Genomic DNA, 15,550 nt, shown 5'->3' on the forward strand with positions numbered 1-15,550 from the left:
CCAAGGAGCGCAGAAATTTAAAAATCCAGTGAATCCATGTGTTAGCGTTCTCCTTCTCCTATCAGCAACGCTTTGTGAAAAGCAGGGTGTATCACGAAACGTTTGTCGCTATTCCCAATTCCACGGAGGAGAGCATTAATGCGCTCGCGACTGTAACCCAAGTCATAGGCAAAGATATCACCACTATCTCGCCGAATACCTAGGAAACAGAACCACAGTAAGGCTTGAATAACTTCCGGCCAGCGTTCCTCTGGGACGTCCGCTTCAAGCGCTAAGAGGGAGATGTCCTCGCGAGAGATGGCTAAATTCGTACCCAAGAACTCTGGTAGTACGTCCGCGTACTGAGGATAGATGTCCCGCAGTTCATATCGCAATTCATTGAACATGTCTTCGGAGTACTCACTTTCTGCGGTCACAATATCTTCCTCTGTCACTCGCTCGTGAGATCTACTTGCGCCAATTTGGACGGCCTTTCTCACGAAGTTAAGCAGGTCACGCGGTCGCTGCAATGTTCGGTTTAGAATATAGCGGAAAGAACTTTCCCCTCCAACATGTGCATCGAAAAGCCGGTGCCAGACATCATTGAAATTACCTCTTAGTGATGCGACGGAGGCTTGGATGCGACTGAGGATGAGTTGCTTCATCAACTCTTCATCCGACCAATCGAGGTCAACGTGAGATTCCTTGCCCCGGTCTGGTGTTTCATCTACCAGAAGATCATAGACATCCCGTCGCACGAATACCACGGAAGTGCAGTCAACGCTGTGCTTCTGGAGTTCACGCTGCAATTTGCGAGAAGCATCGAGGAGTCCTCGAAGAATAAGGATGTCCTCCTTCGCAACGCCATGGGTTGGGAAACCTTTGTCGATGTTATCGAAAAGAATCCACAGCTCTCCTACTGCCGCCTGACGGCGGATAACGAGATCCGAGAGTTCGGAAATATCGCTTCCGTAAATCATTTGGGTCAGCACCGTGCCTGTCAGGCTTTCAGCAGGCTGCTCGGGAACGGTGTCAGCCAAGCGTCCGATCAGCGCCATGAGGCGTTCCGAGAAATCTCCTTGGGTGTCGGCGGCATGAGCTTCATATTGACGTTTAAGTTCGTTGAAGGCATCAAGAGCTTCTGGATCTCGCCATGCAGATAGCGCCTCACGTTCGATAATCTTTTTGGCAACTTCAAGAAGGAGCAGGTAGTGCCAGAAAGCTGACAAGGTGTGTTGTTGCGCACCCTCTGTCAAAGGGGCAAGGACAACCTCCCGGAGCCGAACAAATTGATGACCTTCAGGTTTCAGGTCGAGAACCAGAGGATCCTTGCCAACAGAGACGGCCTTCCTAAGTCCGTAAAACAGTGCCGTCTTGCCTGCGCCTTTTCTCCCGATCACTAATCTTGCATGCCCCTGTCGGGCTTGCATGAACTGAGGCGTTCTCACAAAATATGTGGACGAAAGGGCCTTGATCTCGTTTTCGGCTGCTACATCTCCCAAGTCCAACTGATCCAGAATCTTTTCCGGGACTTCCCTTGTTTCGGGGGCCGCATTGTAGATCGACTCTGCGGTGGCACGGACAACTTTGGAGATGGCGTACGGAATAACTGAAACACTCTCATATGGCACAATGATGTCACGGTAATCAATCGGGTGAGTCAACATTCCTTCCTGAAGCATCAGTACGTACTTATCGGCGGCCATCGCAAGGCCACAGACAAAGGCGCAACGCGCATTGTGGGCATTAGCACCAGTACGATCTGGATCAAGCAAATGGGCGACGACAGCAGTTGAACTGTGCACTTGCTTGAATGCCTCGTGGAGTGATAGTCGTGGTGTCTCCCGGGAGTCAAACGAACGAAATGGGCAGCTCGACTTCTTGAGTTCCGAGAAGATGCGAATGCTGCCGTCATTCTCTATGGGTGCCCGCACATAGAAGATCGGTTGTGAGCGGTCGTGTCCGGGAATGTGGTGAACCGGCGGCGACGTATCACGACGACTTCGCACGACGGATGACAGATCAACATTGTTGGCGAAATTCTCATAGCCCAGAACGTCGAAAATGCCAACCTCGTCGAAGAGTTTCTTGTCCTTTTCGTATGAAGTATCCCGCACGGGCAGAACTGGTTTGCCCAGACCCAGAGCATAGCCGATCTCGAAAAGGACATTGAAATTCAAGGTTGTTATGTTGGCAACCACAAGCCTTGAATTGCGTATTGCCTTGCAGATTTCACAGAAGACAATTTGACCTGATATGTGGAGGTCTTCCCACGTCAACCAGTTAATCTCGGAGGAGTATTGCTGGAGGTTCCTGACTGCTTCTCTCACGGTCTGCGCTAGTAATGGTGGTGTCGAAGGATAGATGAAAAATGCGGCGCGCTCAATGGAACCATCAAAGGATTGATCGCAGGGTCCACCTACATAAGGGCAAAATGTTGGGGGGGTAAGGATGCTGTTACTTGTTCTATTCATTTTTCTCTTCCGCTAACGCCGAGGTTAAGAGGGCAGCACAGGAACAAAGCGGTTTTGCCAATTCTTCTTCAACCGCTTGTTAGCCGCTTTCGTTGTTTTTCTGCTCATCGTCTGGACTATGATCCCCTTCATCCTCTGCACTTGTGTCTGTCAGAGACTCATCGACTGACTCGTTACCAATTTGAGGCAACATAACAGCCCGTGCAAGGATTCCGGTAACGAATTGCTGTCTCTGTTCCTCCTGCTTGCGAATCTGCTCAATGAACTTTGCGACATCATTGCTTTGGTCGCTGTGAGAACCCAGAGTATGATCAAGTATCTCTTGCCAGTTTTGTTGCTTCTCAAGGGCACTTTGGATGATTATTGTGTGAAGGCTAGACAGGAGCTGTTCTTTTTGTTTCTGTTCTGTAAGAATTTGCTTCATAAAAGAATTAACAAACACATTTCTCTTCGCTTCCCGATCTTCTTGATTTTTCTCCTCGAGCGCTCGGACCTCAGCTATGGATTCTTTCTTCACATCGACCTCGATCCGTTCTGAAGCGAAGTGCAGGAACCGTTCGGAGGTATACATATAGAAGCGGGCCTTCGCCTTTGCCGCTATTTCTTCGTATAACTCCGGTCGGCAGCCGAGATTTCGGCCTTTTGAGACCCACCACCAATCTTCCTTTAAGTCGTTACTGAGAAAGATAACTCCAGATGCATCGGTTGCCATGGCTTGATCTATGATTTGAAACCACAGAACTAGATCACCATAGATCGCATCGCCTTCTTTCTTGTTTGGTCCTCGTGCATCTTCGTACCCAGGCGGCACTTCCTTATCGTAACGGTCTTTGCCTTCCGCGAAGATTTCCTCTAGTCGCTGTGCTTCATATGGATTTCCAACCTTGCCGTCAAAAAGTTCCAATAGGGCATCAAGAATAGGGTCGTTTTGAAAAAAGTCAGGATGGGCTTTTGCATAGGCATCTATCTTCTCTTCAAGTTCGGTCAGAGGGGCTTCGAATGCCGTTTGGAACTCTTCACGACTCAGAACAGGGTGTAGTCGGAAGCTCAGGATCTTCTCTGTCTCTTTCGCAGTCGTAGCTCGCAAAGATGACACGAGTTTCTTGGCCTTCCGATACATCTGAACCTGCTCAGAGATAACATCAGGACGATTCCGTGAATACTCAAGTGCAACCTGATGCGGCAACCATAAGCGATTGGATAGTCGTTCGAAGAGCGTCAGAAAATCATTTCGAGTGCTCTCAGAGTATCGATACATATCCAGCAGTACATTTGCATCGAGCACAATTAAGGCTTTCTCCCACAGTTGCTCGAAGAACTCTTCAGTGTGCGGGTAATAGCCTTCAAACATCTTCCGCATTATTCGTTTCCCTCTGGGCTAATGGGACCGTGGCTGACCGTCAGCCGCAGACACGTTTACGTACCGAAGAACTGTAGGCTACCCGCCACTGCCCTGTTGAAGTGACGCGCTGAACGCATCGCCTCAATTGATGATTCGACACAATTAGCAATTGCGGCACTGCCAACGAAAGTTTACCGGCGAGAGGGGAAAACGTCAGTATTTTTTTGCGTTTCCCCGGCGGCCGGTCTTTCTCGTGTGAGAGATTGCTTTGTCGTTCAGGCTCCGAAGGCATAGGGGGCGAGGCGATCCTTGGGGAAGGGGTGGGGCCGGGCCGTAGACCGTCGGTCGGAGTACAATGTCGCGGCGGCTTCAGCCGTAGCCTTATTCGCGTTCCGGCTATGCGTGGGTGCGCTCAAGACGGTCGGCGATCCAGACCTTGATCACGGCTTGCCGTGGGACGCCGAGTCGCCGAGCTTCTCGGTCAAGCGCCTCGATCATCCAGACGGGAAAATCCACGTTGACCCTCTTCTGTTCGCGCCCGGGGCGGGTGGCCTGGGAGAAGTCCAGGTGTTCGGAGACGTCCTCCCCGGCCTCGAACTTCTTGTCGAACTCCTTACTCTTCATATCGCCCGATCTCCTTGGTCCGAGAGCGTCGGACCGAAACGATCGACGCGATGAACTGTTTGCAGGCTCGTTTCATGCGGTTGTGCGTTTCCTGAAATCGTCGAGGAATTGCTGGGGGGAGAGCACCCGCACGCCCGCGCGACAGCGCTTGGGGAAGTGCTTGAGATTGCCGGTGACGAGACAGTCGGCAGCGGCCGACAGGGCTACCTCCAGAAAGGGGTTATCGTCTTCGTCGGGTAAAGACCTGCCGATCGGAGAGGCGGGATGGACCTCGGAGTAGTCGTGGATGTAATCCATGACGACAGCGGCTTTGTGCGGATCGATATCGAACTTGGGGCGGCGCAACACATCGTCGTATTCGAGTAGAATTCGCGCATCCACGCAGAGAACGATGTCGGCCGAAGTCAGCATGCGGACGATTGCTCCACACGTTCCGAAGGGTGTGAGCAGCCCCGAGACCAGCACGTTCGTGTCCACCACGATTCTCACGTCGTCCGCTTGCGTCGTTCCCGTCTGGCTTGGTCGATCTCGGCGTCGATGTCGCCCATCGATAGCCGATCCGTGCCCTTCCGCGCGGACCGTCGTTGGATGTCGGCAATGGCCTGCGTCGCCCGGACCCGCCGCCAGGCGGCCAGCGATTGCTCGACGTCGCCTTCGTCGACCGCGGTCAGCACGGCCACGGGCCGTCCGTTGCTGGTGACGACCATTTCTTTTTCGTCGGCCAGCTCGCGCCAGACGCGGGCCGAATTGCCCCGCAGGTCTCTCACGCTAAGGAATTTCATTATGCACCTCCATTGTCACCCGATAGTGTACACAGATGTGTTCAGAAAACAAGCGTTCCTTGATCTCGGTGGTTAATTCCCTTTCCCCCACAGTACCTACCTGTCTACATGTGAAATCGAGGGTTCGAGGTTCGGGACCAGGGGGAGAGGCCGACATGACTATGTGTGCTTCACCTGGGGGGAACGAGGCCGGACTGCTTGTGCCATCGGATGAAACTGCGGTACGACGCCATCACCAGCGGCCGGAGCGTAGCATAGGGCGTCGAGTGCATGGACCGGTTGTGCACCCCTACTCCAATATCCGGAAGAATGCCAACTGTGCGGCTCGTTTGTCAAAGGTGACGCCTTCTTCGCAACCGCTTTCGCGAGCGGAGTAGGCAATGAGGATATCGGCGAGATCAGCCTTCGATGTCCTCCCTTCCCTAAGAAGCCCTTGGACCGCATCATCCTTCTCGAAACCGAAAATAGGCATCCTCTTCATATCCTCGACGGCGTCCAAGATCTGAGACCGAGACTTACTGTAGGCGCCGCCAAGGACCCAAATCACCTCCAGGAGCACCAGTAGGGGTACGAACAGCACCTCTCGGTCTTGTTCGGCTCGCCTCAGACGCGCGTAGACTGCTTGCGCCTGGGTCTCATCATCGCGGACGAGAAATCGGACTATCACGTTGGTGTCAAGGGCGGTCACGTTCTCTGCTTCCTCGCCAAATCGGAGATGGCAGTATTCATGTCGTCGATCGTCAACGCGGGCTGGTCGGGGTTATGCAGTTTTCCGAAGACTTCATCGACGGATTTCGTGATGGGCCTGACCAGTGCCTCGTTCGAGCCGTGAACGATAAACTCGATGCGATCCCCCGTGTGCAGGTTCAGTGACGTACGCACCGCCTTCGGGATCGTGATTTGTCCTTTCGAGGTCAATGTCGCCGTAACCATGATCGCCTCCTTTCGCAAAGAAATTCTCCTTACAATATAGCAAGGCGTTTGCCATAGAGCAATCATTTCCCACTGCACAACGTATGATTCTACACAATCTGCCATCGCCGCAACCCGGTGGGGAGAATTTACCGGCGAGGGAGACCCGTCTATAATGTTTTCGGAGATCGTTCATTGAGAGCCGTGGAGGTATTCGGTGGGAATTACAATAAAACTTGGCGGGATGTAGCCGGCATAAACGTCGCGGGGACCGAAGATGAAAAAGCAGGATTTACCAGAAACTTACAGAGGCTACTCGACCAGAGAATTGCTCCGGCTCTGGAACGGCGGGAGCCCGCTCAATATTCCGGAAGGAACGCCGGTCGAAAAGATCAGCGCGATGGACTGTCTCCTGAGGGATTACAAGATCGCCCCGGTGTTTTGGGAGGGGAGCGAGAATTGGTCGGACGAAGAACTGGAGGCCAAGACACAGGAGCTCCGGGATCTGCTGGCCGGCTACGGGATCAAACCGGAACGCCTGTAAGAAGCTTCGTCGGGTTCGGACCCCGCGGCCGATTCTTTCCCTCCTTCAGCCTTATCCGCTTCCCTTAAATGTCACAAAAGATGTGTGACAACTTTTGTGACAAAAATGAAACAGCCCATCACGGCACTTCCCTCTCTCCTTCATGAACTTCATGTCCTTCATGGTCGAGAGAAGCAAAGAGCATGGAGCATAGTGCATAGTGGGTCTCTTTCTCTCATCTGTGAAACCTGCCTGCCGGCAGGCAGGCCTGTGGACCTCTTCGGGGGCCGCGGCGGGGGGCTCCTGAACCCCGAACCCCTAACCCTGAACCCCTAACCCCTAACCCCGAACCCTGAACCCTGAACCCCGAACCTAGTAGTGTCCCAACGTTTGATCTATCGAATATCGCAACTCATTCTTTAATATAACGTTAAGTCTAAAAAGCCCTATTTTCGACTTGAATTCGGTTATACGCTCACGCCCCCCTGAACGACAAGGAGGTTGAGCGTGTATGTCGGCACAACGATCTTTTCCCAGTTGATGCAGTATCTTCCCTGGCACCGGTTTTATCCCATTGTCCGAAGGTACGAAAGCAACCATAACATAAGGTTCATCAGTACCTATCTGCTTATCGCCATCATCCGGAAACGACACTCTGAATCGACCTTCCTCACTACACTATTCTACAGATTTTGAGCGTATCCTTTTTCAAGAAGTTTCTTCTTCTGCAAGCACTTACAGATTTCGAGTACACTTTTGGCAACCCCGGTTTTCCTAACCAATTGACATTGTTCAACTAATGCTGGGACACTACTGCCCTGAACCCTCCCTTTCCCTCTCCCCTTCATGAACTTCATGTCCTTCATGGTAAAACTAAGTTTATGCAGATTGAGGGAAAGGAACATTGCTTCCACTGTCCGCCCGGGGGCATCTTCAGCGGATATCAAGGGGCGTAAGTTTGTCCCAATGCGGTTTTGTTATTTTAATCTCCCACGTTGTAGGATCCAACTTCCGCCTGCCCTCGATCCATACTTTAGGAATCCACATAACTCTGTTTTGTGCATCTCTGACTTGAACCGCTCTTTCGGTTTGGCTGAGAAGTTCGACCTTCACTGTGCGGAGAGACCACCAATGAATAAGCCTGTGAATAATAGTTCTTTTTCTCCGTCGTGAACGGAAGCGGGAAGGCGAACGTTTCGGATGAAGTAGGTATGGACCCCACATCATGGTTTCATCCTCTGAAAAGGACCATAACGCCCACGCTGAGGATTCGCCGCGGACCGTGGCGATATCCTCCGGCGTGTTGTCGGCCGCCTCCTATCTGTAGGCGTCGCGGCGATCGTCGACTGAAAGCATGAAGATGATGCGTTCCGCCTCGTCGACCATGAAGAACACCCGGAACTTCCCGATACGATACCGCCAGGTGGCGGGAGCGTATCCCTTGAGTTTCTTGATATTGGGGCCGAGGAAAGGGTCCTTGCGGAGCTGGGGGTACACGTAGTTCGCCAGTTTCTTTTGAACGAACCGAGATGCCCCGGCGGGGAGTTTGCCGAGCTTCTTCTGGAACTCCTCGGTTTCGAATATGCGGAACTCAGACAAAGCGTCCCCGTCCAGCCTTGGCGTCCTTGATTCCGCGCTTGAGGCTTCGGTTTAGCTCGGGATTTGTCTCGATTTCCGCCATCTCGAACTCGTCAACGAACTGCTCTGTCTCGACATAGCGCGAAGCCGCCGTCTCGATGAAGTTCGAGAGCGGTCGGTTCTCTCGCTCGGCCAGCGTGCGGAACCGCTCGTATGTCGGCTCGGACAGTCTCAGGGTAACGGTCTTTGACATCATACACCTCGCAGTCATTGTCCACTCTCAGAATACATACGAATACAATAGTTGTCAATCGGGTATTCGGCCGATCGTTTCCCTATCTGCGTAATCCTAGTTTGACCATGAAGGGGAGGGGGAAAGGGAGGGTTCAGGGTTCGGGGTTCAGGGGGGAGTGAAGCAAGGAACGTCTCTCTGGCATTGCGAGGAGTCCCGCGTCTCGCGGGACGACGAAGCAATCTCCTGGTCGGTTCAAATATTTGGAGACCAGAATTGCACTATGCTTCATGCCCTCTGCCCCATGCTTTTCACAGGTGCAAGAATCTCCAAGGGCCGAGGTTGGGGGCTACTGAATTCTGAATTCTGACTCCTAAATTCCTTCCCCATCAGAGTTAATCAGAGTAATCAGGTGCAAGAATCTCCAGGGGCCCCTCTTACTCCATGCTCTATGCGCCATGCTCTTTGCTTCCTTCCCCTGAACCCCGAACCCTGAACCCTAAACCCTGAACCCTAAAGGGGGCCGTGGTGGAGGGGTTTTTCTATGCTCTATGCTCCATGCTCTCTGCTTCTCTCCCCCGAACCCTCTCTGCCCTCTGCCCTATGCTTCCCCCCCCAGCGCCTCGGGGTTGAGGCAGTTGGGAGGCATGCGCCCCGCCAGCATGCAGCAGAGGTTCTCGGCGGCCATCGCCGCCATCCGGCCGCGGGTTTCCCGGGTGGCGCTGCCGATGTGGGGCAGCAGGACCGCGTTTTCGGCCCCGAGCAGGGCGGGGTGGACGGCGGGCTCTTCCTCGAAGACGTCCAGCCCCGCCGCCCCCAGCCGGCCCGAGTTCAGGGCCTCGGCCAGTGCCCCCTCGTCCACGACCGGGCCCCGGGAGGTGTTGACCAGGACCGCGTCCGGCTTCATCAGGGCCAGGCGCTCGCGGTCGATCAGGTGCTCCGTCTCGGGGGTGAGGGGGACGTGGAGGGTGACGAAATCCGCCTCCTTCAGGAGCGCCTCGAGGGGGAGCCGCTCCGCGCCCAGTTCCCGCTCCAGATCGGGCCGGGGGCTTCGGGAGGCGTAGACGATTCTCAGCCCGAACCCCGCCGCCCGCCGGGCCACGGCGGTCCCGATCCTTCCCGCCCCCACGATCCCCAGCGTCTTCCCCGCCAGCTCCGCCCCCAGGAAGAGGGTGGGGGACCAGCCCCGGAACTTCCCCTTCCGGAGGAAGCGCTCGGCCCGGTTCAGGTTCCGGGCCGCGGCCAGGAGCAGGGCCCAGGCCAGGTCGGCGGTGGCTTCGGTCAGGACCCCCGGAGTGTTGCTGACCGGGATCCCGCGCCGGGTGCATTCCGCCAGGTCGACGTTGTCGTGGCCCACGGCCATGCAGGCGATCCCCCGCAGGGAAGGGGCGGCGTCGAGCAGGTTGCGGTCGATCCGGTCGGTGAGCAGGCAGAGCAGGCCGTCCGCGTCCCGGCAGGCGGAGGCCAGCTCCCCGGGGGAGAGGACCCGGTCATCGGGATTGACCTCGAAGGGAACGCCCGCCCGCTCCAGCGTCCGCAGTCCCTCCTCCGGGATCTTCCTGCTTACGAAGACCTGCAAATTCCTCCCATGCGCGTTGCGTTCCCCGGTCCGCCCGCGGCGGCGCTTATCGGGTCACCGGGGTGTCGTTGTTCTGGCCGAAGTAGGCCCGGGTCAGCCCCTTGACCGCCCAGAGACCGGCGGTCGAGCGGAAGATGCCGATGTCGTCGGTGCCGTCGCCGTCGTAGTCGGCCGGGAGCGGCGAGTCGACCCCGGTCCCGAAATAGACCTTGGTCAGGCCCCGGATCGACCAGAGCCCGGAAGCGGGGCGGTAGATCCCCGGGGCGAAGGTCCCTTCTCCCCGGTAATCTCCGGGCCGGGCGGTGTCGGCCGACTGCCCGAAGTAAATCCGGGTGACCCCCTTGATGCTCCAGAGCCCGGACCCGGGACGGAAAACGCCGATATCGGCCGCGGGCTCGCTCCGGTACCAGCCGGGAACGGGTGTGTCCCCGCCGGTCCCCCAGTAGACCCTGGTCAACCCCTTGATCGACCACAGCCCCGAAGCGGCCCGGAAGACGGTGGGCTCGGCGGTTCCGTCCCCGGAATAATCCAGGGGCTTGGGGACGTCGCCGGCCTGCCCGAAGTAGACCCGGGTCAGGCCGCGGACCGCCCAGAGCCCGGAACTGCTCCGGAAGATGCCCACGTCGGTGGTCCCGTTGCCGCTGTAATCCCCCGGGACGGCCTGATCGAGGGAGTTCCCGAAATAGACCTTGGTCAATCCCCGGATCGACCAGAGCCCGGTGGCCGGGCGGAAGACGCCGATGTCGCTGGTTCCGTCGCCGTTGAAGTCGGTGTGGTAGCCGCGGTTCGGGTTGTTCCCCTGGAGGTGGTAGACACGGCCGTCGCCGCCGGCCCAGACGTGGTTGGTCGGGGAAGCGCTGAGGGAGCGGATGTTTTCTCCCACCGAGGTCTGCAGGCTCCAACCCGTTCCGTCGTAGTGGAAGATTTTGCCCGACTCGGTGCCCGCCCAGACCTGGTCGCCCCGGGCGGAGACGGCGCTGACGAACTCGCCGCCGAGGTCGGTGGCCCGGGCCCAGAAACTGCCGTTGTAGCGGAGGATCCCGCCGGCGCCCCCGGCCCAGACCTGGTCGTAGCCCGCGGCGGAAACCGAGCTCACGAAGAAGGTGCTGGTCTGGGGCGACCATAAGGAGCCGTTGTAATGAACGATGTCGTACCCGCCTCCCGCCCCTCCCGTCGCCCAGACGTTCTGGAGGTTGGCCCCGCTCATGGAGGAGACGTAGTCCAGCCCGTTGCTCTGGGTCGTCCAGTTGGTCCCGCCGTTGGGCGAGTAGTAGACCGCGTTGTCGGCCGCGCCTCCCACCCAGACGTGATCGAAACCGGCGGCGTAGACGCTGCTGAACTCCGAGGAGCCCAGCGCCGTCACCAGCGACCAGCTGGTGCCGTTGAAATGGAAGATGGTGCCGCGGATGGGAATCAGTCCCCGAGGGGCTCCGGCAACAGCGGCGGTTTCCCCCGCCATCCAGACGTCCCCGTCGGTGGAGGCGAACGCACCGAAAAGTTGTCCCCACACGGACGGGAAGATGGTGGTCTGAACCGACCAGCCGGAGCCGTCGAAGAAGAAGATCCGGCCCTGGTTCGCGCTGGTGTAGGGGGACGCCCAGGCTTTCTCCCCTCCTCCGGCCGCGAGGGCGTAGATGTAGCCGCCCCCCATCTCCGTGGAAAGAGTCCATTCCTGAGCCGAAGCCCCCCCGCTCAAGACCGCCAGTACCGCCGCCAGCGCCAGCGCTTTTTCGAGCATCGCCGTTTTCTCCTTTTTCGGGCGCTGTTCTCCGCCGCGCCCGCCTGTTGGAAAGTTCCCGTCGTTATTGTAAACGGGGCCGATCCGGCGGGCAACGGTTATCGCCGGGAGCGCTCTCCCGCGCCGTTCCGACCCGGCCTCAGCGGACGGCGAGCAGCCCCAGGCGGAATCCGAAGGTGTCGCCGGCCCGGGTGTCGAGGACGTCCTCGACGTCGTTTTCGATCCGGTAGTCCCGGGCGAAGGTGAAACCGCCGTCGAGGCTGAGGATGACGGGTCCGAACAGGGCGATCTCCAGGCCGGCTCCGGCGCGGTAGCCCTTGAAGGTGAAGTCGCAGTCGCCGTCTTCTTCCCTGACCGGGTTGGCGATCCGCCATTGGCCTCCGGCGGGCGTCATCCCCGCCACCAGGTTGAGGCCGGGACAGGGAGCGTACCTGACCGCGGGCTGGGGGAAGACGAGCCGCAGTTCCCAGTCCGGCCCGGGGTGGAGGATCAGCCCGGCCGCGGGGAAGAGGCGCTGGCTGCCGAAGATGCGGGAGTAGACCAGCCCCGCCGAGACCGATTGCCCCGGCGCCCAGGAGTAGGAGGCCATCAGCGCCCCACCGGCGCCGAAGGCGTCCCGGGTGACCCGCTTCAGGTCGCTGTAGAGGGAGGGGGTGACGGCCGCCGAGAGCCGCCAGGTTCCCCCGGGCTTCCAGGAAACGAAGAACGGCACCCCCATGATCCAGGTGTCGATGTTCTCGAACGAGATGCCGGTGAAGAAAAAATGATCCCACTGCAGGGCGGCTCCGGCCGTGGCGATCAAGGTTTCGTTGCGGAGGAGCGGGACGGCGGTCCGGGCCCGGAACTCGTTGACGGTCACGTGCGGCGTCCCCCCGCCGTCGTACTCGCCGCCCCGGAAAGCGGCGGGAGCCTCGTAGATCCAGTACGCCTCGGAAAACGGGCGCCGGAAACGGCTCCACTCTCCGGGAAGCTCCCGGCCGCCCTCTTCGGCGGGCGCCCCGGGCGCGCCCCCGAGGACGAGCGCCCCCAGCAGGAAGAAACGGACGCCCGGATTGTACGCCGCCGCGCTCATGGTCGTAACCGCCGGTCTCCTTGGTTTTTCGGGTCCTTCTCCTTTTCGAGAGTATGATACACTCCGGTCCGGCGGGAGGAAAAAAGCCGCCCCGCCGGCGTGAGCAAGGAGGGGACATGAACCAGGACAAGCGGAAGCGGGTCACCCCGGCCTCGGCGTGCATCGGTTTTTTCCAGAACCGTCTCTGGGATCTGGACCTGGGCCTTCTCACCCCGGGCAAGCGCTTTCTCGTCAACCTGGTCAAGATCGTCTACATCGTGGTCCGGGGTTTTCTCAAGGATTCGTGCCCCCTGCGGGCTTCGGCCATGACCTACGCCTCCCTCCTCTCCATCGTCCCCCTGATGGCGTTCGCCTTCGCTCTGGCCAAGGGGTTCAACGTCTCCATGGATCCGCTCAAGGGCTGGATCATCGAGAAGATCGCCCTGGGGAACTACGAGATCGGGAACCGGATCTTCGATTTCGTCAACAACATCAAAGCCACCACCCTGGGCGTGCCCGCCCTGGCCCTCCTGCTGGTGTCGATCATCTCCGTGATGGGGAACATCGAGCTCTCCTTCAACCACATCTGGGGGATAACGGTTTCCCGGAGCATCTGGCGCAAGTTCAGCGATTACCTGAGCGTTCTCGCGGTCACCCCGCTGCTGGTGATCGCGGGCGGCGGCCTCGCCGCCTACCTGCGCTCCTACGCCGAGGGCTCGCTGCTCATGCAGTACCAGACCTTCACCACCGCCTACGGGTTCCTGGTGAGGCTGCTTCCGGGGGCCATGGTCTGCCTGGGTTTCACCTTCCTCTACATCTTCATGCCCAACACCCGGGTCCGGTTTTTCCCCGCACTGGCCGGCGGCGTCGCCGGCGGGGTGGTCTGGCAGATCGCCCTCTGGGGGTACCTCTATTTCCAGGTCGGGTTTGCCCGCTACGCCCAGATTTACGGGGCCATGGCGCAGATCCCCATCACCCTGGTCTGGGTCTATACCAGCTGGCTGATCGTTCTCTTCGGTGCCGAAGTCGCCTTCGCGGTGCAGAACGTCCGCACCTACCAGCGGGAGGAGGATGCCCGGTCCCGCAGCTGGGCTTACCGGGAACTGGTGGCCCTCGGCATCCTCGATACGGTCGCCCGCCGGTTCCTGGCCGGGGAGGAGCCGTTGGGCGCGGCCCGGCTTTCCGGTCTCCTGGACATCCCGGTGCGGTCGGTCGAGCAGGCTCTCGACCTGATGCGCCGGGGCGGCCTCCTGGTCCGGACCGAGGGGAGGGCCGGGGCCTATATCCCGGCCCGGGACCTGGCGGGGCTGAGCGTGGCCGCGGTCCTGAATTCCCTGAGGGAAACCGGCGGTCCGGAAACGCTGCCTCCCTCCCTGGCCGGCCTGCCGGTGGTCTCGGCGATCCGCAGCCGTATCGAGGAAGCCCTGGAAAAGAGCGGCGGCCGGGTCACCATTCTCGAACTGGCCTCCCGGGATCCCCGCCCGCCGCGGGAGCCGGCCTGACCCCTCCGGTCAGGCCAGGAACCGCTGCAGAAACGGCTTGGCCAGCCGGATGGCCCGGGCCTCGGAGCAGGTCTCGTGGCAGCAGTAGCAGCGGATGCATTTCCCGTAATCGATCCGGGCCCTGCCCCCCGCCATCGTGATCGCCTGCACCGGGCAGGCCTCGGCGCACCGTCCGCAGCCCCGGCAGTCCGCGGTGATCCTGGGGTTGGTGGAGAAAAACCTCCGGGCCACGGGGTAGAGGAAGGTGAGAAACGGGGGGAAAGCCCGGATGGCGGTGTCCGGCACCTCCATCCCCACCTGGCGCGCCTCTTCCAGGGGGATGCCGGCCGTTTCCGGGGCGGGGGCCTCCGGCAGGAGCCCCCGCCCCCGGGCGTCGGCCAGGGTGGGGACGGTGAAGGGGTCGATGCCCATGATCTCGGCCAGGACGTAATCGAGGAGATGCACGTCGGTTCCGCCCACCAGGAGGCCGACCGCCCGCGGCCTGCCCCCGCTGGGGCCCTCGCCTTCCATGGCCGTGACCGCGTCGACGACGGTGAGGGCGGGGGGGAAGGTCTCGGCAATGTCGACCAGCATGGAGGCGAAGCGGCCCACCTCCTCCAGGCGGGCGTGGTAGACGGGCTTGAGCAGCCCCGGGACCAGGCCGAAGAGGTTCTTGACCGCCCCGGTCAAACGGGTCAGACCGTGGGTTTTGAACTTGGGAAGGTTGATGACGGCGTCGACTTCCAGGGCCCGGTCGAGGATCTCGATCTGTTTTACTCCCCGGCCTCCGGGGATCGGGACCAGCCGGTGGCCGGTGGAGAGAAGCAGTTCCGCCCCCAGGTCGCGGGCGACCTCCTCCAGGCCGCAGGCCCGGTACAGGCGCTCCAACGTCCGGGTCGAGTGGGGAAGGGCCGCCCCCGGGCTGTCCCCGATGACGACCCGGGCTCCGGTTTCCAGGACCTCCTCGGCCACGGCCCGGACCAGCGCCGGGTGGGTGGTGATCGCTTTTTCGGGGGCGGCCCGGGTGAGGAGGTTCGGCTTGAGGAAGATCGTCCGCCCGGACCCGGCGAAGGCCTCCATCCCCCCCAGCGGCAGCAGCAGCCGCCGCACCGCCGCCCGGACGGTTGCCGGTCCGTAATCAAAACAGGGTTCGATAACCACGGGGTTTTTCACGTATACTTTCTCGGGTCGGCCGCGCCGGATGCCGCCAACACTATCGAGGATGGAGCCGGGCGAGACAAGGGAGAAAAACGGC

The 15,550-nt window shown here is 59.4% G+C and carries 15 protein-coding genes; 2 read left to right on the forward strand and 13 right to left on the reverse strand.

Annotated elements, in window-relative coordinates:
• Nucleotides 1–41: 41 nt before the first annotated feature.
• The 7 genes from PLZ73_02395 to PLZ73_02425 all read right to left on the reverse strand — a co-directional run bounded on the left by PLZ73_02395 (nt 42) and on the right by PLZ73_02425 (nt 6,134).
• The gene (locus PLZ73_02395; protein ID HOO76717.1) at nt 42–2,453 is read right to left on the reverse strand and encodes a hypothetical protein; all 2,412 of its coding nucleotides are present in this window, start codon (nt 2,451–2,453) and stop codon (nt 42–44) included.
• Between the two features lie 79 nt (nt 2,454–2,532).
• Nucleotides 2,533–3,813: a PIN domain-containing protein gene (locus PLZ73_02400; GenBank protein ID HOO76718.1), complete on the reverse strand. Its 1,281-nt coding sequence runs from the start codon at nt 3,811–3,813 to the stop codon at nt 2,533–2,535.
• A gap of 378 nt (nt 3,814–4,191) precedes the next feature.
• Complete coding sequence (locus tag PLZ73_02405) at nt 4,192–4,419, reverse strand: CopG family antitoxin (protein HOO76719.1); 228 nt, start codon at nt 4,417–4,419, stop codon at nt 4,192–4,194.
• 72 nt (nt 4,420–4,491) lie between these two features.
• On the reverse strand, nt 4,492–4,908 hold the full coding sequence (locus PLZ73_02410; protein ID HOO76720.1) for a putative toxin-antitoxin system toxin component, PIN family: 417 nt from the start codon (nt 4,906–4,908) through the stop codon (nt 4,492–4,494).
• A complete protein-coding gene (locus PLZ73_02415; GenBank protein ID HOO76721.1) occupies nt 4,905–5,201 on the reverse strand; it encodes a type II toxin-antitoxin system prevent-host-death family antitoxin in 297 nt (98 codons plus the stop codon). Before PLZ73_02415 ends, PLZ73_02410 begins: the two co-directional genes overlap by 4 nt.
• 289 nt (nt 5,202–5,490) lie before the next feature.
• On the reverse strand, nt 5,491–5,889 hold the full coding sequence (locus PLZ73_02420; GenBank protein ID HOO76722.1) for a PIN domain-containing protein: 399 nt from the start codon (nt 5,887–5,889) through the stop codon (nt 5,491–5,493).
• The gene (locus tag PLZ73_02425) at nt 5,886–6,134 is read right to left on the reverse strand and encodes an AbrB/MazE/SpoVT family DNA-binding domain-containing protein (protein ID HOO76723.1); all 249 of its coding nucleotides are present in this window, start codon (nt 6,132–6,134) and stop codon (nt 5,886–5,888) included. The genes PLZ73_02420 and PLZ73_02425 overlap by 4 nt, the downstream gene beginning before the upstream one ends.
• 256 nt (nt 6,135–6,390) lie before the next feature.
• Here PLZ73_02425 and PLZ73_02430 point away from each other — a divergent pair, with 256 nt between their 5' ends.
• Nucleotides 6,391–6,657 (forward strand): hypothetical protein, encoded by a 267-nt coding sequence (locus PLZ73_02430; protein HOO76724.1) that lies wholly within the window; start codon nt 6,391–6,393, stop codon nt 6,655–6,657.
• 1,296 nt (nt 6,658–7,953) lie between these two features.
• Here PLZ73_02430 and PLZ73_02435 read toward each other — a convergent pair.
• The 5 genes from PLZ73_02435 to PLZ73_02455 all read right to left on the reverse strand — a co-directional run bounded on the left by PLZ73_02435 (nt 7,954) and on the right by PLZ73_02455 (nt 12,835).
• The gene (locus tag PLZ73_02435; GenBank protein ID HOO76725.1) at nt 7,954–8,235 is read right to left on the reverse strand and encodes a type II toxin-antitoxin system RelE/ParE family toxin; all 282 of its coding nucleotides are present in this window, start codon (nt 8,233–8,235) and stop codon (nt 7,954–7,956) included.
• A complete protein-coding gene (locus tag PLZ73_02440; GenBank protein HOO76726.1) occupies nt 8,228–8,467 on the reverse strand; it encodes a ribbon-helix-helix protein, CopG family in 240 nt (79 codons plus the stop codon). The genes PLZ73_02435 and PLZ73_02440 overlap by 8 nt, the downstream gene beginning before the upstream one ends.
• Before the next feature lie 580 nt (nt 8,468–9,047).
• Nucleotides 9,048–10,025, reverse strand: coding sequence for a D-glycerate dehydrogenase (locus PLZ73_02445; GenBank protein HOO76727.1), 978 nt, complete (start codon nt 10,023–10,025; stop codon nt 9,048–9,050).
• A 46-nt stretch (nt 10,026–10,071) separates the two neighbouring features.
• The gene (locus PLZ73_02450) at nt 10,072–11,763 is read right to left on the reverse strand and encodes a hypothetical protein (GenBank protein HOO76728.1); all 1,692 of its coding nucleotides are present in this window, start codon (nt 11,761–11,763) and stop codon (nt 10,072–10,074) included.
• Nucleotides 11,764–11,902: 139 nt separating this feature from the next.
• Complete coding sequence (locus tag PLZ73_02455; GenBank protein ID HOO76729.1) at nt 11,903–12,835, reverse strand: DUF6268 family outer membrane beta-barrel protein; 933 nt, start codon at nt 12,833–12,835, stop codon at nt 11,903–11,905.
• Between the two features lie 116 nt (nt 12,836–12,951).
• On the opposite strand from PLZ73_02455, the gene PLZ73_02460 reads away from it, so the two are divergent.
• On the forward strand, nt 12,952–14,316 hold the full coding sequence (locus tag PLZ73_02460; GenBank protein ID HOO76730.1) for a YhjD/YihY/BrkB family envelope integrity protein: 1,365 nt from the start codon (nt 12,952–12,954) through the stop codon (nt 14,314–14,316).
• 9 nt (nt 14,317–14,325) lie between these two features.
• Here PLZ73_02460 and PLZ73_02465 read toward each other — a convergent pair whose 3' ends face one another.
• Nucleotides 14,326–15,468 carry a DUF362 domain-containing protein gene (locus tag PLZ73_02465; protein ID HOO76731.1) on the reverse strand — a complete coding sequence of 381 codons (1,143 nt, stop codon included), beginning with the start codon at nt 15,466–15,468 and terminating at the stop codon, nt 14,326–14,328.
• Between the last annotated feature and the right edge of the window lie 82 nt (nt 15,469–15,550).

Source organism: bacterium, from assembly GCA_035380285.1.
Lineage (GTDB): Bacteria > Auribacterota > Erginobacteria > Erginobacterales > DAOSXE01 > DAOSXE01.